This window comes from Streptomyces sp. NPDC098789, assembly GCF_044759975.1.
Taxonomy (GTDB): domain Bacteria; phylum Actinomycetota; class Actinomycetes; order Streptomycetales; family Streptomycetaceae; genus Streptomyces.
Genome location: NZ_JBIWAJ010000011.1, coordinates 251,792 through 271,840 on the forward strand (window position 1 = coordinate 251,792; position 20,049 = coordinate 271,840).

Below are 20,049 nucleotides of genomic sequence, written 5' to 3' on the forward strand. Positions count from 1 at the left end.
CAGGGCGGAACAGCCCTAGCCCAGGGCGGACTTCACGACGTCGGCGAGGCGGCCCGCGATCGCGCGCGCCTGCTCGATGTCGGCGGCCTCCACCATCACCCGAACGAGCGGCTCCGTACCGGACGGACGCAGCAGCACCCGGCCGGTGGTGCCCAGTTCGCGCTCGGCCTCGGCCACCGCGGCGGCCAGCTCGGCGGAGGTGCCGACCCGCGTGCGGTCCACGTCGGGGACGTTGACCAGGACCTGCGGCAGCCGCCGCATCACCCCGGCCAGCTCGGCCAGGGTCCGACCGGTCGCGGCGATCCGAGCGGCCAGCATCAGGCCGGTCAGGGTGCCGTCGCCGGTGGTGGCGTGGTCGAGGATGATCACGTGGCCGGACTGCTCGCCGCCGAGCGCGTAGCCGTGCTCCTTCATCGACTCCAGCACGTAGCGGTCGCCGACACCGGTCTGCACGACCTGGATGCCCTCGCCCTCCATGGCCAGCTTGAAGCCGAGGTTCGACATCACGGTGGCGACCACGGTGTTCTCGCGCAGGTGGCCCGCCTCGCGCATGGCCAGCGCCAGGACGGCGAGGATCTGGTCCCCGTCGACCTCGTTGCCCTCGGCGTCCACGGCCAGGCAGCGGTCCGCGTCGCCGTCGTGCGCGATGCCGAGGTGCGCGCCGTGCTCGACCACGGCCGCCTTGAGCAGGCCGAGGTGGGTGGAGCCGCAGCCGTCGTTGATGTTGAGGCCGTTGGGCTCGGTGCCGATCGTGATGATCTCGGCGCCCGCGCGGGTGAAGGCCTCGGGCGAGACGTGGGCGGCCGCGCCGTGCGCCTCGTCCAGGACGACCTTGAGCCCGTCCAGGCGGTTCGGCAGGACGCCGATCAGGTGGGCGACGTAGCGGTCGAAGCCCTCGGTGTAGTCGGAGACGCGGCCGACGCCGGAGCCGGTGGGCCGGTCCCAGGGAGCGCCGGTGCGGTGCTCGTAGTAGACGGACTCGATCCGGTCCTCCAGCTCGTCGGCGAGCTTGTGGCCGCCGCGCGCGAAGAACTTGACGCCGTTGTCGGGCATGGCGTTGTGACTGGCGGAGAGCATCACGCCGAGGTCGGCGCCCAGCGCCCCGGTGAGATACGCCACCGCCGGGGTGGGCAGCACACCGACGCGCAGGACGTCCACGCCCGCGCTCGCGAGGCCGGCGACGACCGCGGCCTCCAGGAACTCGCCCGAGGCACGGGGGTCACGGCCGACGACGGCGGTCGCGCGGTGTCCCTCGAAGGTGCCCGCTTCCGCGAGGACATGGGCTGCCGCGACGGAGAGGCCGAGCGCGAGCTCGGCCGTCAGATCCGCATTGGCGACACCGCGTACACCGTCTGTGCCGAAGAGTCGTCCCATGTTGTCCTCCGAGGTTTCGCGTTGCGCGCAGTGACCGCTTGTGACAGTTATTTGCCGCTTGTGGCGGTAAACGAACCGCCCCGACAGCACAGAGTGTGCCGCCGGGGCGGGATCGTGCAGACCAGCAGGCGCAGATTAACGCTTGCTGTACTGCGGGGCCTTACGGGCCTTCTTGAGACCGGCCTTCTTGCGCTCGACCGCACGGTCGTCACGCGAGAGGAAGCCGGCCTTCTTGAGCGCGGCGCGGTTGTTGTCCACGTCCGCCTCGTTCAGCGCACGGGCCACGCCGAGGCGCAGGGCGCCGGCCTGACCGGAAACGCCGCCACCCGAGATGCGGGCGATGACGTCGTAGCGGTTGTCGAGCTCGAGCACCTTGAAGGGCTCGTTGACTTCCTGCTGGTGCACCTTGTTGGGGAAGTAGTCCTCAAGGGTGCGACCGTTGATCTTCCACTTGCCGGTGCCCGGAACGATCCGGACGCGGGCGATGGCGTTCTTGCGACGGCCCAGGCCGGCGGCCGGCTGCGGGTCGCCGAAGCGGCCGGCGAGCGACTCGGAGGTGTAGTCACCCTCCGGAACGTCCGCAGACTCGGTGGTGTACTCCTCGACAGCGCCTTCGAACTCTTCGTCGATGACAGTCTCGGTGGTGGTCTCGGCCACGATGCTCCTCAGAATTTTCTACGTCTTAGGGGGTGTGGCCGGAACTACTGCGCGACCTGGGTGATCTCGAACGGCACCGGCTGCTGGGCAGCGTGGGGGTGCACCTCGCCCGAGTAGACCTTCAGCTTCGAGAGCATCTGGCGGCCCAGGGTGTTCTTGGGGATCATGCCCTTGACGGCCTTCTCGACGGCCTTCTCCGGGTTGTTCGCCAGGAGGTCGTCGTAGCGGACCGAACGCAGACCGCCCGGGAAGCCAGAGTGGCGGTACGCCATCTTCTGGGTCGCCTTGTTGCCGGACAGGTGAACCTTGTCGGCGTTGATGATGATGACGAAGTCGCCCATGTCCATGTGGGGGGCGTAAGTCGGCTTGTGCTTGCCGCGGAGCAGGTTCGCGGCCTGGGTCGCCAGACGGCCGAGGACAATGTCCCGGGCGTCAATGACGTGCCAGACGCGCGAGATGTCGCCGGGCTTGGGGCTGTACGTACGCACGGTCGTAGCCTTCGCTTCTTCAGTGATGGGTATTCCCATATGGCGTGAGACCTTGGGAACGGGTCCTGACAAGGCCACCACGGACGATCACGACAGCCCTGGTCCACAACGGGGACGCAACCCGTGTGTACCGCTGGTCATCGGCCCGGTGGACCGGCGTAAGGGCCCTTTCACGTGAGAATGAACAAGCCAATACGCATAACGAACCAGCAGGATACCCGTGATGCCCCGGACGGGTCAAAACGCCGAACGAGCTCCTGCATCCGCAGGCTCGTCGGCGCGAGCGCGACCGGGCACGGCTCCTGCCGTTCGTACGTCATCCAGGTTAACCCGAGTCGGAGCCGTACACCTCCGCATCAGCGTGATCGCGAGCACGCCCAGGGTGAAGAAGTCCTTGAAGGCGCGCCGCTTGTGCTCCAGCTCAGCGGGCCACGGCACCCCCGCGACCTGCGGTCCGATACCCACCCAGAACCAGGGAGAACGCACCATCGAGTCCTCCCGCACCACCGACGCCAGCAGCAGCGGGAGCACCACCAGCAGGTAGTGGTCGAAGGACGGCCGCGACACCAGGAATGCGGCGAGCATCACCATGCAGCCCGTCTCCGCCAGCCGCATCTGACCGGTGTCCCGGTCGTCCGTACGGCGCCACCTGCACCAGACCGCCCAGAGCCCGCCCAGGGCGCCCGCGAACGCCACCAGCACCGCCAGCGGCTGCGGCACCCCCAACCGCGGCAGCACGGCGATCGGCGAGGCGTCCCAGGGCAGCGCGTAGGCGTCCTGCCCCTGGAGCAGGAACGGCAGCGTCTTGGTGAAGAACAGGCTCGGGCTCGGCATCATCAGGGCCCCGGCCAGCGAGAGCCCCAGCGGCACCAGGACCGCGATCGCCAGCCCCCGCCACTGCCGCGCCAGCAGGAACAACAGCCCCACCGGCACCAGCATCGGCTTGCACGCGATCGCGAGCCCCACCACCAGCCCGGCCGCCGCCCACGACCTGCGGTGCGCGAGGAGCAGCGCGAGCGGCAGGGCGGCGGCCGAGATCGCCGTCCAGTTCCCGATCATCACCAGGTTCGCGTACGGCTTGTAACCGATGGCGAAGAGCGCGAAACCGCCCACCGCGAAGCGGGAGCGCAGCGGCACCGAGAACAGCTTCAGCGCCGCCCACCAGCCCAGCGCCAGCAGCCCCGACATCACCACCGGCAGCACCCAGCGCAGCACCGGCATCGGCAGCAGCGCCTCCGGCACCGCCATCAGCACCGCGCTGGGCAGGTACAGGAAGCGCTTGTCCTCGTACGGGGAACCGCCCGACAGCAGGGTGTCCGCGGCCTTCACCACGAAGGCGTTGTCCGAGCCCCAGTTGTCCCGCAGGCTCATCGACACGGCGATGCCCAGCACGACGGTCAGGGAGACGGCCTTCCACGACCGCGGTGCCGGTCGCAGCAGCCAGTCGACGGCCCGGTTCGCGGAGCCCCACTTGTCCCACTTCATGAGCCAGATGCTAGGCCGCAGGCCCACAACGCCTCCCCCTCGACTCGCACGGGGGCGGTCTTCCCCCTCAGCGCTTCCGGTCGACCCTACGTTCGTCCCACACGGGTTCCTGAGTCTCCCGTACAACACCGTCCGAACCGAAGACCAAATAACGGTCAAAAGTACGGGCGAACCAGCGGTCGTGCGTGACGCACAGCACAGTGCCGTCGTAGCTCTCCAGGCCCTCCTGGAGCGCCTCGGCCGACTCCAGGTCCAGGTTGTCCGTCGGCTCGTCCAGCAGCAGCGCGGTGGTGCCGGCCAGCTCCAGGAGGAGGATCTGGAAGCGTGCCTGCTGCCCGCCGGAGAGCTTCTCGAAGGGCTGCTCGCCCTGTCGCTCCAGCTCGTAGCGGCGCAGCGCGCCCATCGCCTGGCCCAGCGGCTTCGCCGCCTCCGTCCACAGGATGTCGACCAGGGTGCGACCGAAGAGCTCGGGGTGCGCGTGCGTCTGCGCGAAGTGGCCCGGGGCCACCCGCGCGCCCAGCTTCCACGTACCCGTGTGCTTGACGTCCTCGCCCGCCAGCAGCCGCAGGAAGTGCGACTTGCCCGAGCCGTTCGAGCCCAGCACCGCGACCCGCTCGCCGTAGAAGACCTCCAGCGAGAACGGCTTCATCAGGCCGGTCAGCTCCAGGTTCTCCACCGTGACCGCGCGCACGCCGGTCCGGCCGCCCTTGAGCCGCATCTTGATGTCCTGCTCGCGCGGCGGCTCCGGCGGCGGTCCGGCCTCCTCGAACTTCTGGAAGCGGGTCTGCATCGCCCGGTAGCGCGAGGCCATGTCGGGGCTGATCGCGGCCTGGTTGCGCAGGCGCAGCACCAGGGCCTTCAGCCGCGCGTGCTCCTCGTCCCAACGCCGCTTGAGCTCCTCGAAGCGCGCGAAGCGCTCCTTGCGCGCCTGGTGGTAGGTGTCGAAGCCGGCGCCGTGCACCCAGACGTCCGAGCCCATCGGGCTCGCCTCCAGGCTGACGATCTTCTCCGCGCCCCGGGTCAACAGCTCCCGGTCGTGCGACACGAACAGCACGGTCTTGCGGGTGGCCTTGAGCTGCTCCTCCAGCCACCGCTTGCCGGGCACGTCCAGGTAGTTGTCCGGCTCGTCGAGGAGCAGCACCTCGTCCGGACCGCGCAGCAGCGCCTCCAGCACGAGCCGCTTCTGCTCACCGCCCGACAGCGTGCGCACCTCGCGGAACTGCGCGCTGTCGTACGGGATCGACAGCGCGGCCATCGTGCAGACGTCCCACAGGGTCTCCGCCTCGTAGCCCTGGACGTCCGCCCAGTCGCTCAGCGCCTGTGCGTAGGCCATCTGCGCGGCCTCGTCGTCGACCGTCAGGATCAGGTGCTCGGCCCGGTCGACGGCCTTCGCCGCCTCCCGGATCCGCGGCTGTGCCACCGAGACCAGCAGGTCGCGAACGGTGGTCTCGTCCCGGACCGAGCCGACGAACTGCGACATCACGCCGAGCCCGCCGGTGACGACGACCCCGCCGCCGTGCGGCCGGAGCTCGCCGGAGATCAGCTTCAGCAGGGTGGTCTTACCGGCTCCGTTCGCCCCGACCAGGGCGACCACGGAACCCTCCCCCACCCGGAAGGAGACGTCGGGAAGCAGGACCCGCCCGTCGGGAAGGTAATACTCCAGATGACTCGCTTCGAGATGTCCCATGTCGGGCATTGTCCCGGTCCGCCCACCATCCGCCCAAACGGATTAGCAGCAGCCCGATCCCGGCAGCGTCCGCACGTTGCGCGCCTCCTTGCTCCGCGCGGCGAGCAGCTCGTCCGCCGGGTAGCCGACCTCTTCGAGGGTCAGCCCGTGCGGACGTACGACGTGCACCGAGGAATCGCGCACCGCGGCCCCCAGCACCTTCCCCGGCCACTCCACCGGCCGGTGCCCGTCGCCGACGTGCAGCAGCGCCCCCACCAGGGACCGCACCATGTTGTGGCAGAAGGCGTCGGCGCGCACGGTCGCGGTCACGATCCCCTCCGCGTCCCGCACCCAGCTGAGCTGCTGGAGCGTACGGATGGTCGTCGCGCCCTCGCGCTTCTTGCAGTAGGCGGCGAAATCGTGCTCGCCGAGCAGCGGCCGCGCGGCCTCGTTCATGGCGTCCACGTCCAGCGGCCAGGAGTGCCACAGCACGTGCCCGCGGCGCAGCGGGTCCACCCCGGCCGTGTGGTCGGCCACGCGGTAGGCGTACCGGCGCCAGATGGCCGAGAAGCGCGCGTTGAAGCCCGCGGGGGCCTCGGCGACCTTCCACACCCGGATGTCGTGCGGCAGCCGCCCCGCGAGCCGGCGCAGCAGCTTGTCGTGGTGCTCGGCCCACACCTCCTCGGCCACGTCGAACTGGGCGACCTGGCCGCGCGCGTGGACGCCCGCGTCCGTACGCCCGGCCACGGTCAGCTCGACCGGGTCCGGCAGCCGCATGACGGTCGTCAGGGCCGACTCCAGCTCGCCCTGCACGGTCCGCAGCGTCCGCTGCTTCGCCCAGCCGGAGAAGTCCTTGCCGTCGTAGCTCAGGTCCAGCCGCACCCGGACGTGCCCGGGCTCCACCTCGTCACTCACGTGACCGATCCTCTCAGCTGCTGCGTCGTTCCAAAGAAATGCAGAACGGGCCCGCCCCGGGAAGGGGCGGGCCCGTTCAGAGCCGTTCAAGCAAGCGAGATCCCGGAGGATCAGGCCTCCTTGGTCTCCTCGGCGGGGGTCTCGACGGCCTCGGCCTTGGCCTCCGCCTCCTTGACCGCGCGCTTCGTGGCGGCCTCGGCCTCACCGGTGGCGACCTGCGCCACGGTCAGGGCCTCGACCAGCTCGATGACAGCCATCGGGGCGTTGTCGCCACGACGGTTGCCGATCTTGGTGATGCGCGTGTAACCACCGGGGCGGTTCTCGTAGCGCGGGGCGATCTCGGTGAAGAGCGTGTGCACGATGCTCTTGTCCGTGATCGTCTGCAGCACCAGGCGACGGTTGTGGATGTCGCCCTTCTTGGCCTTGGTGACCAGACGCTCGGCGTAGGGACGCAGGCGGCGGGCCTTGGCCTCGGTGGTGGTGATGCGGCCGTGCTCGAAGAGCGCCTTCGCGAGGTTCGCGAGGAGGTGCTTCTCGTGCGCGGCGCTGCCGCCCAGACGGGCACCCTTTGCGGGACGCGGCATGGTCTTACTCCTTCATATCTGCACCGGCCGTGTCAGGTACCGGTGTCAGTTCCCCCGGGGCGGACGCCCCGGGAAAGTTCTAGTACTGCTCGGTCTCGACGAAGCCGGCGTCGGCGTCGTCGTCCGCGCCGAAGGCGTCGGCAGCGGCGGTCGGGTCGAATCCGGGCGGGCTGTCCTTGAGGGCCAGGCCCATGCCGGCCAGCTTCGCCTTGACCTCGTCGATCGACTTCGCACCGAAGTTGCGGATGTCGAGCAGGTCGGCCTCGGAGCGGGCCACGAGCTCGCCCACCGAGTGGATGCCCTCGCGCTTGAGGCAGTTGTACGAGCGGACCGTGAGCTCCAGCTCCTCGATCGGCAGCGCCAGATCGGCGGCCAGGGCCGCGTCCGTCGGCGAGGGGCCCATGTCGATGCCCTCGGCGTCGATGTTGAGCTCGCGGGCCAGACCGAACAGCTCGACCAGGGTCTTACCGGCGGACGCCATGGCGTCGCGCGGGCGCATGGCCTGCTTGGTCTCGACGTCGACGATGAGCTTGTCGAAGTCGGTGCGCTGCTCGACTCGGGTCGCCTCGACCTTGTAGGTGACCTTCAGCACGGGGCTGTAGATGGAGTCGATCGGGATGCGACCGATCTCCTGGCCGACCTGCTTGTTCTGGACGGCGGAGACGTAGCCGCGACCGCGCTCGACGGTCAGCTCCATCTCCAGCTTGCCCTTGCCGTTGAGCGTGGCGAGGACCAGGTCCGGGTTGTGCACCTCGACACCGGCCGGGGGCGCGATGTCGGCGGCGGTGACCAGGCCGGGACCCTGCTTGCGCAGGTACATCACGACGGGCTCGTCGTGCTCCGAGGAGACGACCAGCTGCTTGATGTTGAGGATGAGGTCGGTGACGTCTTCCTTGACACCCGGCACGGTGGTGAACTCGTGCAGGACGCCGTCCACGCGGATGCTGGTGACAGCGGCACCCGGGATCGAGGACAGGAGCGTGCGGCGGAGCGAGTTGCCGAGGGTGTAACCGAAGCCCGGCTCGAGCGGCTCGATCACGAACCGCGAGCGGTACTCGTCGACGACCTCTTCGGTCAGCGACGGACGCTGAGCGATAAGCATGTGTGTGTTCCTTCAGTCGTGGACGCCCACTATTTGACGTCCTACGGGCACTACGTACAGCAAGGGTACGGGCGGCACGTCCCCCGGAGGGGTCGTGCCGCCCGGAACCTCAAGAGCACACGACGTACGCGTTCACGTACGTCGAGCGCGCTGCGTCAGACGCGGCGGCGCGGATCATCCCCGCGGAAGCGGGGTCGAGCGCCGCCCCGGATCAGACGCGGCGACGCTTCGGCGGGCGGCAACCGTTGTGCGGGGTGGGGGTGACGTCCTGGATCGAGCCGACCTCGAGGCCAGTGGCCTGGAGGGAGCGGATCGCGGTCTCGCGGCCGGAGCCCGGACCCTTGACGAAGACGTCGACCTTGCGCATGCCGTGCTCCTGCGCGCGACGGGCGGCCGACTCAGCGGCCATCTGCGCGGCGAAGGGGGTGGACTTGCGCGAGCCCTTGAAGCCGACGTGGCCGGCGGAGGCCCAAGAGATCACGTTGCCCGCGGGGTCCGTGATCGAAACGATGGTGTTGTTGAACGTGCTCTTGATGTGGGCGTGCCCATGAGCGACGTTCTTCTTTTCCTTGCGGCGCACCTTCTTGGCAGCGCCCTGACGACCCTTGGGGGGCATCTATATCTCCTACGGGAGGTGGTCGGTCCTACAGCGAAGACCGCTGAGTAAGCGTCCGGCTGAGGACTACTTCTTGCCCGGCTTCTTCTTACCGGCGATCGCGCGACGCGGGCCCTTGCGGGTACGAGCGTTCGTGCTGGTGCGCTGACCGTGCACGGGCAGGCCACGACGGTGACGGATGCCCTGGTAGCACTGGATCTCGACCTTGCGGCGGATGTCAGCCTGGATCTCGCGGCGGAGGTCACCCTCGGTGCGGAGGTTGGCGTCCACGTACTCGCGGATCTTGACCAGGTCCTCTTCGGCCAGGTCACGAACGCGGGTGTCGGGGTTCACACCGGTGGCCGCAAGGATTTCCTTGGACCGGGTGCGACCGACACCGAAGACGTAGGTAAGTGCGATCTCCACACGCTTTTCGCGCGGGATGTCAACACCGGAAACGCGTGCCATTCAATGGCTCCTGTGTGTTCGGGGGTCTTCCGCAAAACCACTCCCGACCGCCGACCACACCTGATGGGTGGTGGTACGCCCGAGTCCCCGGCCCCCGCCGGAGGTGCCGCCGGCCCCTCTCAGGGCTGGGCGGGTTCTGCGTATGTACGTTTTCTTACGTCGCGCGAAGAACTGCGGAAGGCAGGTCGGTCGGCGTGCGTCAGCCCTGGCGCTGCTTGTGGCGCAGGTTGTCGCAGATGACCATGACCCGACCGTGACGGCGGATCACCTTGCACTTGTCGCAGATCTTCTTGACGCTCGGCTTGACCTTCATGTTGGTGAGGTTCTCCGGGTCAGTGCCACCACCCGCACCAGGACGGATGTCCGGGCAGGAGTGAAGACAAGATCTACTTGTATCGGTAGACGATCCGGCCACGCGTCAGGTCGTACGGAGACAGCTCCACAACGACCCGGTCATCCGGCAGGATGCGGATGTAGTGCATCCGCATCTTTCCGCTGATGTGCGCGAGGACCTTGTGACCGTTCTGGAGTTCCACCTTGAACATCGCGTTCGGGAGGGACTCGATCACGGTGCCCTCGATTTCGATGGCACCTTGCTTCTTGGCCACGCTTCGCCTTTCGAATCGGCTACCTTGATCAGCTCCGCGCCCATGCAGGGCATGGAAATGCACGAGAGCCGACGAGTCAGTCTACGTCAGGGCACCCAGAAAGACGAATCCGGAAAGTGTGCCCCGTAGTCTAGATCATTAACCGAGGGGATCGGGAGCCGTGGCGACTCCGTACTCCGCCAGCTTCGCCTTGCCGCAGTCCGGCGAGGTCAGGACGATGGGGCCGGCCTCGGTCAGCGCGATGGAGTGCTCCCAGTGGGAGGACCAGGTTCCGTCGGTCGTGATGACGGTCCAGTCGTCCGCCAGGACCTCCGTCTGCGCGGTGCCCAGGGAGACCATGGGCTCGATCGCCAGGCAGACGCCCGGGACCAGCTTGATCCCCTTGCCCCGCTTGCGCGAGACGTAGTTCAGCAGGTGGGGGTCCATGTGCATCTCGGACCCGATGCCGTGGCCGCCGTAGTCCTCGATGATCCCGAACTTGCCGAGGCTGTGCTCACCGGTGGTCGGCCGCGGCTGGCGCTTGATGTAGGTCTCGATCGCCTTGGAGATGTCCACGAGGCGGTTGCCGAGCTTCATGGCGGCGATGCCCGCCCACATGGACTCCTCGGTCACCCGGGACAGCTCCACCAACTCCGGCGCGTGCCCGGTGCCCACGAAGGCCGTGTAGGCGGCGTCGCCGTGCCAGCCGTCGATGATCGCGCCCGCGTCGATCGAGATGATGTCGCCGTCCTTGAGGACGGTCTTGTCGTCCGGGATGCCGTGGACGACGACCTCGTTGACCGAGGTGCAGATGGTCGCGGGGAACCCGCCGTAGCCGAGGAAGTTCGACTTCGCTCCGGCGTCGGCGATCACCTTGCGCGCGACCATGTCCAGGTCCCGCGTCGTGGCGCCCGGCACGGCCGCCTCACGGGTGGCGGCGTGAATGGCGGCGACGACCAGTCCGGCCTCCCGCATCTTCGCGATCTGCTCGGGGGTCTTCAGCTGGACCATGAACGTGCCTTCCACCTTCGGGTCGGGATCGTCGATCGGGTTCTTACAACAGTACGGCCGCGGTGCCCAGTGGACACCGCGGCCGGTACGTGTGGAGCGGGAACTACTTCTTCAGGGCGTCCATCGCGCGCTGCGTGACGTCCTTGACCTCGCCGAGGGCGGGGATCGTCACGAGCAGGCCCTGGGCCTTGTAGAAGTCGATGATCGGCTCGGTCTGCGTGTGGTAGACGTCGAGGCGGTTGCGCACCGTGGCCTCGGAGTCGTCCTCGCGCAGGTAGAGCTCGCCACCGCACACGTCGCACACGCCCGCGACCTTCGACGGGGCGTAGTCGACGTGGAAGATGTGCTTGTTGTCGTTGCGGCAGGTCCGACGACCGGCGATCCGCTTCACGACCTCGTCCTCCTCGACCTCCAGGTCGAGGACGGCGTCGAGCTTGATGCCCTGTGCCTTGAGGATCACGTCCAGCGCCTCGGCCTGGGAGACGTTGCGCGGGAAGCCGTCGAGCAGGAAGCCGTTCTCGGCGTCCGGCTGCTCCATCCGGTCCTTGGCCATGTCGATCGTGACCTCGTCGGGAACGAGGTCGCCCTTCGACATGTAGGCCTGCGCACGCTGGCCCAGCTCGGTCTTCTGGCTGATGTTCGCGCGGAACAGGTCGCCCGTGGAGATGTGCGGGATGGACAGGGTCTCGGCAAGCACGGTGGCCTGCGTTCCCTTGCCCGCACCAGGAGGTCCGACGAGGACGATACGCATCAGCGGAGGAACCCTTCGTAATTGCGCTGCTGGAGCTGGCTCTCGATCTGCTTCACGGTCTCCAGACCCACACCCACGATGATCAGGATGCTCGTCCCGCCGAACGGGAAGTTCTGGTTCGCGCCGAAGCCGGCCAACGCCATCGTCGGCACAAGAGCGATGAGTCCCAGGTACAGCGACCCCGGCCAGGTGATCCGGTTGAGCACGTAGCTCAGGTACTCGGCGGTGGGTCGGCCTGCCCGGATGCCCGGGATGAACCCACCATACTTCTTCATGTTGTCTGCAACTTCCTCGGGGTTGAACGAGATCGCCACATAGAAGAATGCGAAGAACACGATCAGGAGGAAGTAGGCCGCGATGTAGTACGGGTGGTCGCCCTTGACGAAGTGCTGCTGGATCCAGGTGGCCCAGCCCGCCTTCGAGCCGCTGAACTGGACGATCAGGGCCGGGATGTAGAGCAGCGACGAGGCGAAGATGACGGGGATGACGCCCGCCTGGTTCACCTTGAGCGGGATGTAGGTCGAGGTGCCGCCGTACGCACGACGCCCGATCATCCGCTTCGCGTACTGCACCGGGATCCGGCGTTGCGCCTGCTCGACGAAGACCACGAGGGCCACCATCGCGAGGCCGACCAGGATGACCACGCCGAACTCGACCCAGCCACCGGCGATCTTGCCCTGGAGCTTGATGGTCCACAGGGCGCTGACGAAGCCCGCGGCGATCGAGATGAACATGAGGATCGACATGCCGTTGCCGATGCCGCGGTCGGTGATGAGCTCACCGAGCCACATGACGACGCAGGTACCGGCGGTCATGGTGATCACCATGGTGACCATGGTGAAGATCGAACGGTCCGGGACGATCTTGCTGGCGACCTGGCAGCCCTGGAACAGGGCGCCGCTCTTGGCGGTGGCGACGAGGCCGGTGCCTTGGAGGATCGCGAGTGCGACCGTCAGATAGCGCGTGTACTGAGTGATCTTCGCCGTGCCGGACTGACCCTCTTTTTTGAGGTTCTCCAGCTTCGGGATGACCACGGTCAGCAGCTGCAGGATGATGCTCGCCGTGATGTAGGGCATGATGCCGAGCGCGAAGATCGTGATCTGCAGCAGCGCACCGCCGCTGAACATGTTGACGAGGCCGAAGAGGCTGTTGCTGCTGCCTGCGGCCTGGACACAGATCTGAACGTTCTTGTAGCTCACGCCGGGTACCGGGATATGGGACCCGAGCCGGAACAGCACGATGATGCCGAGCGTGAAGAGCAGCTTCTTGCGCAGGTCGGGCGTCTTGAACGCCCGGGCGAACGCGGTGAGCACGGTGCCTCCTGCGACCCCCGCGCTACTGCGTCAGAGGTGACGGTCTGAGGGATCGACGAATAAGACAAAGCAAAGGTGCAGGCCACCATACCGGCGAGATGGCCCGCCTAGGAACGACCAACCGGGGATGCCCCATATGTGAGGCATCCCCGGTCGGGTTTCTAGCTATAAATCACTGGGTTCGTCTTAGACGAGCTCGGTGACGGTGCCGCCAGCGGCAGCGATCTTCTCCTTGGCGGAGCCGGAGACGGCGTCAACCGAAACCTGCAGCGCCACGGAGATCTCGCCCTGGCCCAGGACCTTGACGAGGCAGTTCTTGCGAACCGCGCCCTTGGCGACCAGGTCGGCCACCGTGACGTCTCCACCCTCGGGGTAGAGAGCGCCGAGCTTGTCCAGGTTCACGACCTGGAACTCGGTGCGGAACGGGTTCTTGAAGCCCTTGAGCTTCGGCAGGCGCATGTGGAGGGGCATCTGCCCGCCCTCGAAGCGCTGCGGGATCTGGTAACGGGCCTTCTGGCCCTTCGTACCACGACCGGCCGTCTTACCCTTCGACGCCTCACCACGACCGACACGGGTCTTCGCGGTCTTGGCGCCGGGGGCGGGACGGAGGTTGTGGGCCTTCAGCGGGCTGTTTTCAGCCATGTTAGTCAACCTCCTCAACCGTCACGAGGTGGCGGACGGTCTGCACCATTCCGCGGAACTCGGGGCGGTCCTCCTTGACGACGACGTCGTTCAGGCGCTTGAGCCCGAGCGAACGCAGCGTGTCGCGGTGGTTCTGCTTGCTACCGATGTACGACTTCGTCTGCGTGATCTTGAGACGGGCCATTACGCACCCGCTCCCGCAGCACGTGCACGCAGGAGGGCCGCGGGGGCGACGTCCTCGAGGGGCAGACCACGGCGAGCCGCGATCTCCTCGGGACGCTGCAGGCCCTTGAGGGCCGCCACGGTCGCGTGCACGATGTTGATCGCGTTGGAAGAGCCGAGCGACTTCGACAGGATGTCGTGAACGCCGGCGCACTCCAGAACGGCGCGCACCGGGCCACCGGCGATAACACCGGTACCAGGGGACGCCGGCTTCAGCAGCACGACGCCCGCAGCGCGCTCGCCCGTGATCGGGTGAGGAATGGTGCCCTGGATGCGGGGAACCTTGAAGAAGGACTTCTTCGCTTCCTCGACACCCTTGGCGATGGCCGCGGGAACTTCCTTGGCCTTGCCGTAACCGACACCTACAGTGCCGTCACCGTCGCCCACCACGACCAGCGCGGTGAAGCTGAAGCGGCGACCACCCTTGACAACCTTGGCGACGCGGTTGATCGCGACAACGCGCTCAACGTAAGCGGTCTTCTCGGCGGCAGGGCCACCGTCGCGACCCTTCCGGTCCCGCCGCTCGCCGCCACCGGCACCGCTTCCGCGGCGCTGGGGTCCAGCCATTGGATTACCTCTCTCTGTTACGTCCGTTAGTCCCGGAACCGGGGCTTAGAACTTCAGCCCGGCTTCGCGGGCGGCGTCAGCCAGAGCGGCAATGCGCCCGGCGTATCGGTTGCCACCGCGGTCGAACACGACGGTCTCGACACCCGCAGCCTTGGCACGCTCGGCGACGAGCGCGCCGACAGCCTGGGCCTGAGCGCTCTTGTCGCCTTCGCCACCGCGGATCGAAGCGTCCAGGGTCGACGCGGACGCCAGGGTGTGACCCTGGAGGTCGTCGATGACCTGAGCAACGATGTTGCGGTTGGAACGCGTCACGACGAGGCGCGGACGCTCCGCCGTACCCGAGACGTTCTTGCGGATGCGGATGTGGCGGCGAGCCTTGGCGGCACGCTTGTACGCGTCGCCCTTGGCGATCTTCACACCGTATGCCATGGCTACTTACCAGCCTTTCCGACCTTGCGGCGGATGACTTCGCCGGCGTACTTGACACCCTTGGCCTTGTACGGGTCGGGCTTCCGCAGCTTGCGGATGTTGGCGGCGACCTCGCCGACCTTCTGCTTGTCGATGCCCTCGACCGTGAACTTGGTGGGCGACTCGACCTTGAAGGAGATGCCCTCGGGCGCCTCGATCAGGATCGGGTGGCTGTAACCAAGCTGGAACTCCAGGTTGGAGCCCTTCGCGGCGACGCGGTAACCGACACCGCTGATCTCGAGCGCCTTCACGTAACCCGCGGTCACGCCGGTGATCATGTTCGCCACCAGCGTGCGGGACAGGCCGTGCAGGGCCTTGTTCTGACGCTCGTCGTTGGGGCGCGTGACGGTGAGGACACCGTCCTCGCCCTTAACGACACCGATGGGCGACGCGACGGTGTGCGAGAGGGTGCCCTTGGGGCCCTTCACGGCTACCGTGCTGCCATCGATGGTGACGTCCACACCGGCGGGAACCTGGATGGGGAGCTTGCCGATTCGCGACATTGCTTTTCCTCCGTTCCCGACTACCAGACGTAGGCGAGGACTTCCCCACCTACGCCCTTCTTGCCTGCCTGCTGGCCGGTGAGCAGACCGTGGGACGTGGAGATGATCGCCACGCCCAGGCCGCCGAGCACCTTCGGCAGGTTGGTGGACTTCGCGTACACGCGCAGACCGGGCTTCGAGATCCGCTTGATGCCCGCGATGGAGCGCTCACGGTTCGGCCCGAACTTCAGCTCGAGGACGAGGTTCTTGCCGACCTCGGCGTCCTCGACCTTCCAGCCGGTGATGAAACCCTCTTGCTTGAGGATCTCCGCGATGTGCGACTTGATCTTGCTGTGCGGCATCACGACAGAGTCGTGGTACGCCGAGTTAGCGTTACGCAGACGAGTCAACATGTCTGCGATCGGGTCAGTCATGGTCATGAATCGGCCTTCGGCCTCTCTCGCCGGGGTTTCCTGTATGCGCCATCCCTCTCCCCACTCAGTGGCGGGACGGGTGCGGTGCGGGGACCTACGGCGTAGTAAGTCGTTATGGACGGCAGGCGCCCAACCCCACAAGCCTACGGCATGCGGAGCGGGGCACCCACCGGCCAGATGCTTACCGAGAGTCTCCGGTGATTCCCAAGTCCCTAGGGACTGAGGGAATTACCAGGAGCTCTTGGTCACGCCCGGCAGCTCGCCACGGTGAGCCATCTCACGAAGGCAGACGCGGCACAGGCCGAACTTGCGGTACACGGAGTGGGGACGACCGCAGCGCTGGCAGCGGGTGTACGCACGCACACCGAACTTGGGCTTGCGGGCAGCCTTCGCGATGAGAGCCTTCTTCGCCATCTCGCTTACGCCTCCTTGAAGGGGAAGCCGAGGTGACGGAGGAGCGCGCGGCCCTCGTCGTCGTTGGTCGCCGTGGTGACCACGGTGATGTCCATACCCCGGGTACGGTCGATCTTGTCCTGGTCGATCTCGTGGAACATGACCTGCTCGGTGAGACCGAAGGTGTAGTTGCCACGGCCGTCGAACTGCTTCGGCGACAGACCACGGAAGTCACGGATACGCGGCAGCGCGAGCGACAGCGTACGGTCCAGGAACTCCCACATGCGGTCACCGCGGAGGGTGACGTGGCAGCCGATCGGCTGACCCTCGCGCAGCTTGAACTGCGCGATGGACTTGCGGGCCTTCGTGACGGCCGGCTTCTGACCGGTGATCGTCGTCAGGTCCTTGATGGCACCGTCGATCAGCTTCGAGTCACGGGCGGCGTCGCCGACACCCATGTTCACGACGATCTTGACGAGGCCGGGGATCTGCATGACGTTCTCGTAGGAGAACTCCTCACGCAGCTTGCCCGCGATGTCCTCGCGGTACTTCGTCTTGAGACGCGGAGTGGTAGCCATCAGATGTCCTCACCCGTCCGCTTGGCAACGCGGATCTTGTTGCCCTCGTCGTCGAAGCGGTATCCGACGCGGGTGACGACCTTCTGGCCGTCCTTCTCCACAACCAGCTGAACGTTGCTGACGTGGATCGGCGCCTCGGTGATCACGATGCCACCGGTCTGCGAACCACCAGCGGTCTGACCGGCCTTGGTGTGCTTCTTGACCCGGTTGACACCCTCGACCAGGACGCGGTTCTCAGTAGGGATGGCCACAATGACCTTGCCCTGCTTGCCCTTGTCCTTACCGGTGATGACCTGAACCAGGTCGCCCTTCTTGATCTTCATGCTTACAGCACCTCCGGCGCGAGCGAGATGATCTTCATGAACTTCTTCTCGCGCAGCTCACGGCCCACCGGGCCGAAGATACGGGTGCCACGAGGGTCGCCGTCGTTCTTGAGAATGACAGCGGCGTTCTCGTCGAAGCGGATGTACGAGCCGTCCTGGCGGCGGCGCTCCTTGACGGTGCGAACGATGACAGCCTTGACGACGTCACCCTTCTTCACATTGCCGCCCGGGATAGCGTCCTTGACGGTGGCGACGATGACGTCGCCGATGCCCGCGTAGCGGCGACCCGAACCACCGAGAACACGGATGCAAAGGATTTCCTTGGCACCAGTGTTGTCGGCGATACGCAGTCGCGACTCCTGCTGGATCACGTCTATCTCCTGTGTGTCTGCCGGTTCCCGGCAGGGGCTTCGCGGTGCTCTTTCAAGCGGTGGAAGCCCCTACCGAGCCTGGCGGAACTGACCTGGGGGAAACCCCCCAGGCAATTTCCTTACTTGGCCTTCTCGAGGATCTCGACGATGCGCCAGCGCTTGCTCGCCGACAGCGGACGCGTCTCCATGATGATGACGCGGTCGCCGACGCCGGCAGCGTTCTGCTCGTCGTGAGCCTTGAGCTTGTTCGTACGGCGGATGACCTTGCCGTACAGCGCGTGCTTCACGCGGTCCTCGACAGCGACGACGACGGTCTTGTCCATCTTGTCGCTGACGACGAGACCCTCACGGGTCTTGCGGAAGCCGCGGGCAGTCGTCTCAGTCACGTTCTTCTCGCTCATCAGGCGCTCTCCACCGTCTCGATACCGAGCTCACGCTCGTGCATCAGGGTGTAGATGCGAGCGATGTCCTTACGGACGGACCTGAGCCGGCCGTTGTTCTCCAGCTGACCCGTGGCCGCCTGGAAGCGCAGCTTGAACAGCTCTTCCTTGGCCTCGCGCAGCTTGCCAACGAGCTCCTCGTTACCGAGCTCACGCAGCTCGGACGCCTTGGTTCCCGTCGCCATCACGACTCACCTGCCTCGCGCCGAACAATCCGGCACTTCATCGGAAGCTTGTGAGCAGCGCGGGTGAGCGCCTCACGAGCAATCTTCTCGTTCGGGTAGGACAGCTCGAACATGACCCGGCCCGGGTGCACGTTCGCGATCCACCACTCGGGAGAACCCTTACCGGAACCCATGCGGGTCTCGGCAGGCTTCTTCGTCAGGGGGCGGTCCGGGTAAATGTTGATCCAGACCTTGCCGCCACGCTTGATGTGGCGGGTCATCGCGATACGAGCCGCCTCGATCTGGCGGTTCGTCACGTAGGCCGGGGTGAGCGCCTGGATGCCGTACTCGCCGAACGAGACCTCAGTACCGCCCTTGGCCATACCGCGGCGCTTGGGGTGGTGCTGCTTGCGGTGCTTGACCCTACGAGGGATCAGCATGTCGGTCAGGCCTCCGTTCCGGTGCTCTCAGCCGGAGCGGCGGCAGCAGCCTCGGCCTTGGGGGCCTCGGCGCCGACAGCCTGCTGCGGCTTGCGGCCGCCACGGCCGCCACGCTCGCCACCACGACCACCACGGCCACCGGCCGGACGGTCGTTCGCGCCACCACGGGCCGGGCGGTTACCCGCACGGGCCGCAGCGTTCTCGGCGCGAACCTCGGCGATGTTCTTGACGTCGCCCTTGTAGATCCAGACCTTCACGCCGATACGGCCGAAGGTGGTCTTGGCCTCGAAGAAGCCGTAGTCCACGTTCGCGCGCAGCGTGTGCAGCGGCACACGACCCTCGCGGTAGAACTCGGACCGGCTCATCTCGGCGCCGCCGAGACGGCCACCACACTGGATCTTGATGCCCTTGGCGCCGGCCTTCATCGTGCCCTGCATGCTCTTACGCATGGCGCGACGGAAGGAAACGCGGGAGGACAGCTGCTCCGCAACGGCCTGAGCAACCAGCTGAGCGTCCATCTCGGGGTTCTTGACCTCGAGGATGTTCAGCTGGACCTGCTTGCCCGTGAGCTTCTCGAGGTCACCGCGGATGCGGTCGGCCTCGGCGCCACGGCGGCCGATGACGATGCCGGGACGAGCGGTGTGGATGTCCACACGCACGCGGTCACGGGTGCGCTCGATCTCAACCTTCGAGATGCCGGCGCGCTCCATGCCGGACGTCATCATCCTGCGGATGGCGACGTCTTCCTTGACGTAGTCCTTGTACAGCTTGTCGGCGTACCAACGCGACTTGAAGTCGGTGGTGATGCCGAGCCGGAACCCGTGCGGGTTTACCTTCTGGCCCATTACCGGGAACCTTCCTTGCTGCTGACGACCACGGTGATGTGGCTGGTCCGCTTGCGGATCCGGTAGGCACGGCCCTGAGCACGCGGACGGAACCGCTTCAGGGTCGGGCCCTCGTCCACGTACGCCGCGCTGATTACCAGCGAGGTGGCGTCCGTGTGGTCGTAGTTGTGAGCCGCGTTGGCAATGGCGCTGTCCAGCACCTTGCCAACGGGCACGCTCGCGGCCTGCGGGGCGAAACGCAGGACGGCCTGAGCCTCCGTGGCATCCATGCCACGGATAAGGTCCACCACTCGGCGGGCCTTCATGGGCGTGACGCGGATGTACCGCGCCTGGGCCCTGGCTTCCATGGTTGTCCCTTCGGTGTAAGTCATAGTCGTTACCACCCCGCCTTTAGCGGCGCTTCGACTTCCGGTCGTCCTTGACGTGGCCGCGGAAGGTGCGAGTCGGCGAGAACTCGCCGAGCTTGTGGCCGACCATCGACTCGGTGACGAACACCGGGACGTGGATCTTGCCGTTGTGCACCGCGATGGTGTGACCCAGCATGGCCGGGATGATCATCGAGCGACGGGACCAGGTCTTGATGACGTTCTTGGTACCAGCTTCGTTCTGTACGTCCACCTTCTTGATGAGGTGTCCGTCGACGAAGGGTCCCTTCTTGAGACTGCGCGGCATCTAAACCCGCTC

The 20,049-nt window shown here is 66.8% G+C and carries 31 protein-coding genes; all 31 read right to left on the reverse strand.

The features are described from left to right. Window positions 1-15: 15 nt before the first annotated feature. The gene (gene glmM / locus ACIQWR_RS23120; protein ID WP_404012560.1) at window positions 16-1,374 is read right to left on the reverse strand and encodes a phosphoglucosamine mutase; all 1,359 of its coding nucleotides are present in this window, start codon (window positions 1,372-1,374) and stop codon (window positions 16-18) included. 135 nt (window positions 1,375-1,509) lie between these two features. Beyond that, entirely contained in the window at window positions 1,510-2,031 is a 522-nt protein-coding gene (gene rpsI, locus ACIQWR_RS23125) for a 30S ribosomal protein S9 (protein ID WP_330332043.1), read from the reverse strand. A gap of 44 nt (window positions 2,032-2,075) precedes the next feature. Further along, window positions 2,076-2,519 carry a 50S ribosomal protein L13 gene (gene rplM / locus ACIQWR_RS23130; protein ID WP_354383011.1) on the reverse strand — a complete coding sequence of 148 codons (444 nt, stop codon included), beginning with the start codon at window positions 2,517-2,519 and terminating at the stop codon, window positions 2,076-2,078. A 237-nt stretch (window positions 2,520-2,756) separates the two neighbouring features. Then, entirely contained in the window at window positions 2,757-4,004 is a 1,248-nt protein-coding gene (locus ACIQWR_RS23135; protein WP_404012564.1) for a glycosyltransferase family 87 protein, read from the reverse strand. 67 nt (window positions 4,005-4,071) lie between these two features. Next, entirely contained in the window at window positions 4,072-5,691 is a 1,620-nt protein-coding gene (locus ACIQWR_RS23140) for an ATP-binding cassette domain-containing protein (RefSeq protein WP_404012567.1), read from the reverse strand. Between the two features lie 42 nt (window positions 5,692-5,733). Next, a complete protein-coding gene (gene truA, locus ACIQWR_RS23145) occupies window positions 5,734-6,585 on the reverse strand; it encodes a tRNA pseudouridine(38-40) synthase TruA (RefSeq protein WP_404012570.1) in 852 nt (283 codons plus the stop codon). Window positions 6,586-6,695: 110 nt separating this feature from the next. Next, the gene (gene rplQ, locus ACIQWR_RS23150; protein WP_354383007.1) at window positions 6,696-7,169 is read right to left on the reverse strand and encodes a 50S ribosomal protein L17; all 474 of its coding nucleotides are present in this window, start codon (window positions 7,167-7,169) and stop codon (window positions 6,696-6,698) included. 79 nt (window positions 7,170-7,248) lie between these two features. Then, the gene (locus ACIQWR_RS23155; RefSeq protein ID WP_283521070.1) at window positions 7,249-8,271 is read right to left on the reverse strand and encodes a DNA-directed RNA polymerase subunit alpha; all 1,023 of its coding nucleotides are present in this window, start codon (window positions 8,269-8,271) and stop codon (window positions 7,249-7,251) included. Window positions 8,272-8,482: 211 nt separating this feature from the next. Next, window positions 8,483-8,887, reverse strand: a complete 405-nt coding sequence (gene rpsK / locus ACIQWR_RS23160) for a 30S ribosomal protein S11 (protein ID WP_006376016.1) — start codon at window positions 8,885-8,887, stop codon at window positions 8,483-8,485. Window positions 8,888-8,953: 66 nt separating this feature from the next. Beyond that, window positions 8,954-9,334: a 30S ribosomal protein S13 gene (gene rpsM / locus ACIQWR_RS23165; protein ID WP_008739674.1), complete on the reverse strand. Its 381-nt coding sequence runs from the start codon at window positions 9,332-9,334 to the stop codon at window positions 8,954-8,956. Window positions 9,335-9,533: 199 nt separating this feature from the next. After that, complete coding sequence (gene rpmJ / locus ACIQWR_RS23170) at window positions 9,534-9,647, reverse strand: 50S ribosomal protein L36 (protein ID WP_003956441.1); 114 nt, start codon at window positions 9,645-9,647, stop codon at window positions 9,534-9,536. 73 nt (window positions 9,648-9,720) lie between these two features. Next, window positions 9,721-9,942: a translation initiation factor IF-1 gene (gene infA / locus ACIQWR_RS23175; RefSeq protein WP_003956442.1), complete on the reverse strand. Its 222-nt coding sequence runs from the start codon at window positions 9,940-9,942 to the stop codon at window positions 9,721-9,723. A gap of 138 nt (window positions 9,943-10,080) precedes the next feature. After that, window positions 10,081-10,932, reverse strand: a complete 852-nt coding sequence (gene map / locus ACIQWR_RS23180; RefSeq protein ID WP_404012574.1) for a type I methionyl aminopeptidase — start codon at window positions 10,930-10,932, stop codon at window positions 10,081-10,083. 103 nt (window positions 10,933-11,035) lie between these two features. After that, window positions 11,036-11,683, reverse strand: coding sequence for an adenylate kinase (locus ACIQWR_RS23185; RefSeq protein WP_404012576.1), 648 nt, complete (start codon window positions 11,681-11,683; stop codon window positions 11,036-11,038). Next, window positions 11,683-12,996, reverse strand: a complete 1,314-nt coding sequence (gene secY / locus ACIQWR_RS23190) for a preprotein translocase subunit SecY (RefSeq protein ID WP_404012578.1) — start codon at window positions 12,994-12,996, stop codon at window positions 11,683-11,685. The genes ACIQWR_RS23185 and secY overlap by 1 nt, the downstream gene beginning before the upstream one ends. Before the next feature lie 186 nt (window positions 12,997-13,182). Beyond that, a complete protein-coding gene (gene rplO, locus ACIQWR_RS23195) occupies window positions 13,183-13,638 on the reverse strand; it encodes a 50S ribosomal protein L15 (RefSeq protein WP_399259410.1) in 456 nt (151 codons plus the stop codon). A 1-nt stretch (window position 13,639) separates the two neighbouring features. After that, complete coding sequence (gene rpmD, locus ACIQWR_RS23200) at window positions 13,640-13,822, reverse strand: 50S ribosomal protein L30 (protein WP_053682614.1); 183 nt, start codon at window positions 13,820-13,822, stop codon at window positions 13,640-13,642. Further along, the gene (gene rpsE, locus ACIQWR_RS23205; protein WP_214946843.1) at window positions 13,822-14,427 is read right to left on the reverse strand and encodes a 30S ribosomal protein S5; all 606 of its coding nucleotides are present in this window, start codon (window positions 14,425-14,427) and stop codon (window positions 13,822-13,824) included. Before rpsE ends, rpmD begins: the two co-directional genes overlap by 1 nt. A 45-nt stretch (window positions 14,428-14,472) precedes the next feature. Beyond that, the gene (gene rplR / locus ACIQWR_RS23210) at window positions 14,473-14,856 is read right to left on the reverse strand and encodes a 50S ribosomal protein L18 (protein WP_030026334.1); all 384 of its coding nucleotides are present in this window, start codon (window positions 14,854-14,856) and stop codon (window positions 14,473-14,475) included. A 2-nt stretch (window positions 14,857-14,858) separates the two neighbouring features. Continuing rightward, window positions 14,859-15,398 carry a 50S ribosomal protein L6 gene (rplF, locus tag ACIQWR_RS23215; protein WP_404012581.1) on the reverse strand — a complete coding sequence of 180 codons (540 nt, stop codon included), beginning with the start codon at window positions 15,396-15,398 and terminating at the stop codon, window positions 14,859-14,861. 20 nt (window positions 15,399-15,418) lie between these two features. Further along, window positions 15,419-15,817, reverse strand: a complete 399-nt coding sequence (gene rpsH, locus ACIQWR_RS23220) for a 30S ribosomal protein S8 (RefSeq protein ID WP_008739698.1) — start codon at window positions 15,815-15,817, stop codon at window positions 15,419-15,421. Between the two features lie 222 nt (window positions 15,818-16,039). Continuing rightward, window positions 16,040-16,225 (reverse strand): type Z 30S ribosomal protein S14, encoded by a 186-nt coding sequence (locus ACIQWR_RS23225; protein ID WP_003956452.1) that lies wholly within the window; start codon window positions 16,223-16,225, stop codon window positions 16,040-16,042. A 5-nt stretch (window positions 16,226-16,230) separates the two neighbouring features. Next, window positions 16,231-16,782, reverse strand: a complete 552-nt coding sequence (gene rplE, locus ACIQWR_RS23230) for a 50S ribosomal protein L5 (RefSeq protein WP_030388859.1) — start codon at window positions 16,780-16,782, stop codon at window positions 16,231-16,233. Further along, window positions 16,782-17,105, reverse strand: a complete 324-nt coding sequence (gene rplX / locus ACIQWR_RS23235) for a 50S ribosomal protein L24 (protein WP_330332032.1) — start codon at window positions 17,103-17,105, stop codon at window positions 16,782-16,784. The genes rplE and rplX overlap by 1 nt, the downstream gene beginning before the upstream one ends. A 2-nt stretch (window positions 17,106-17,107) precedes the next feature. Beyond that, on the reverse strand, window positions 17,108-17,476 hold the full coding sequence (rplN, locus tag ACIQWR_RS23240; protein WP_008739701.1) for a 50S ribosomal protein L14: 369 nt from the start codon (window positions 17,474-17,476) through the stop codon (window positions 17,108-17,110). A 119-nt stretch (window positions 17,477-17,595) separates the two neighbouring features. Then, on the reverse strand, window positions 17,596-17,877 hold the full coding sequence (rpsQ, locus tag ACIQWR_RS23245; RefSeq protein WP_283455934.1) for a 30S ribosomal protein S17: 282 nt from the start codon (window positions 17,875-17,877) through the stop codon (window positions 17,596-17,598). Beyond that, entirely contained in the window at window positions 17,877-18,101 is a 225-nt protein-coding gene (gene rpmC, locus ACIQWR_RS23250; protein WP_073912892.1) for a 50S ribosomal protein L29, read from the reverse strand. The genes rpsQ and rpmC overlap by 1 nt, the downstream gene beginning before the upstream one ends. Next, on the reverse strand, window positions 18,101-18,520 hold the full coding sequence (gene rplP, locus ACIQWR_RS23255; RefSeq protein WP_030026326.1) for a 50S ribosomal protein L16: 420 nt from the start codon (window positions 18,518-18,520) through the stop codon (window positions 18,101-18,103). The genes rpmC and rplP overlap by 1 nt, the downstream gene beginning before the upstream one ends. Window positions 18,521-18,525: 5 nt before the next feature. Beyond that, the gene (rpsC, locus tag ACIQWR_RS23260) at window positions 18,526-19,365 is read right to left on the reverse strand and encodes a 30S ribosomal protein S3 (protein ID WP_354383002.1); all 840 of its coding nucleotides are present in this window, start codon (window positions 19,363-19,365) and stop codon (window positions 18,526-18,528) included. After that, window positions 19,365-19,712: a 50S ribosomal protein L22 gene (rplV, locus tag ACIQWR_RS23265; RefSeq protein WP_404012636.1), complete on the reverse strand. Its 348-nt coding sequence runs from the start codon at window positions 19,710-19,712 to the stop codon at window positions 19,365-19,367. The genes rpsC and rplV overlap by 1 nt, the downstream gene beginning before the upstream one ends. Window positions 19,713-19,755: 43 nt before the next feature. Then, entirely contained in the window at window positions 19,756-20,037 is a 282-nt protein-coding gene (gene rpsS / locus ACIQWR_RS23270) for a 30S ribosomal protein S19 (protein ID WP_023539342.1), read from the reverse strand. Window positions 20,038-20,049: the final 12 nt, after the last annotated feature.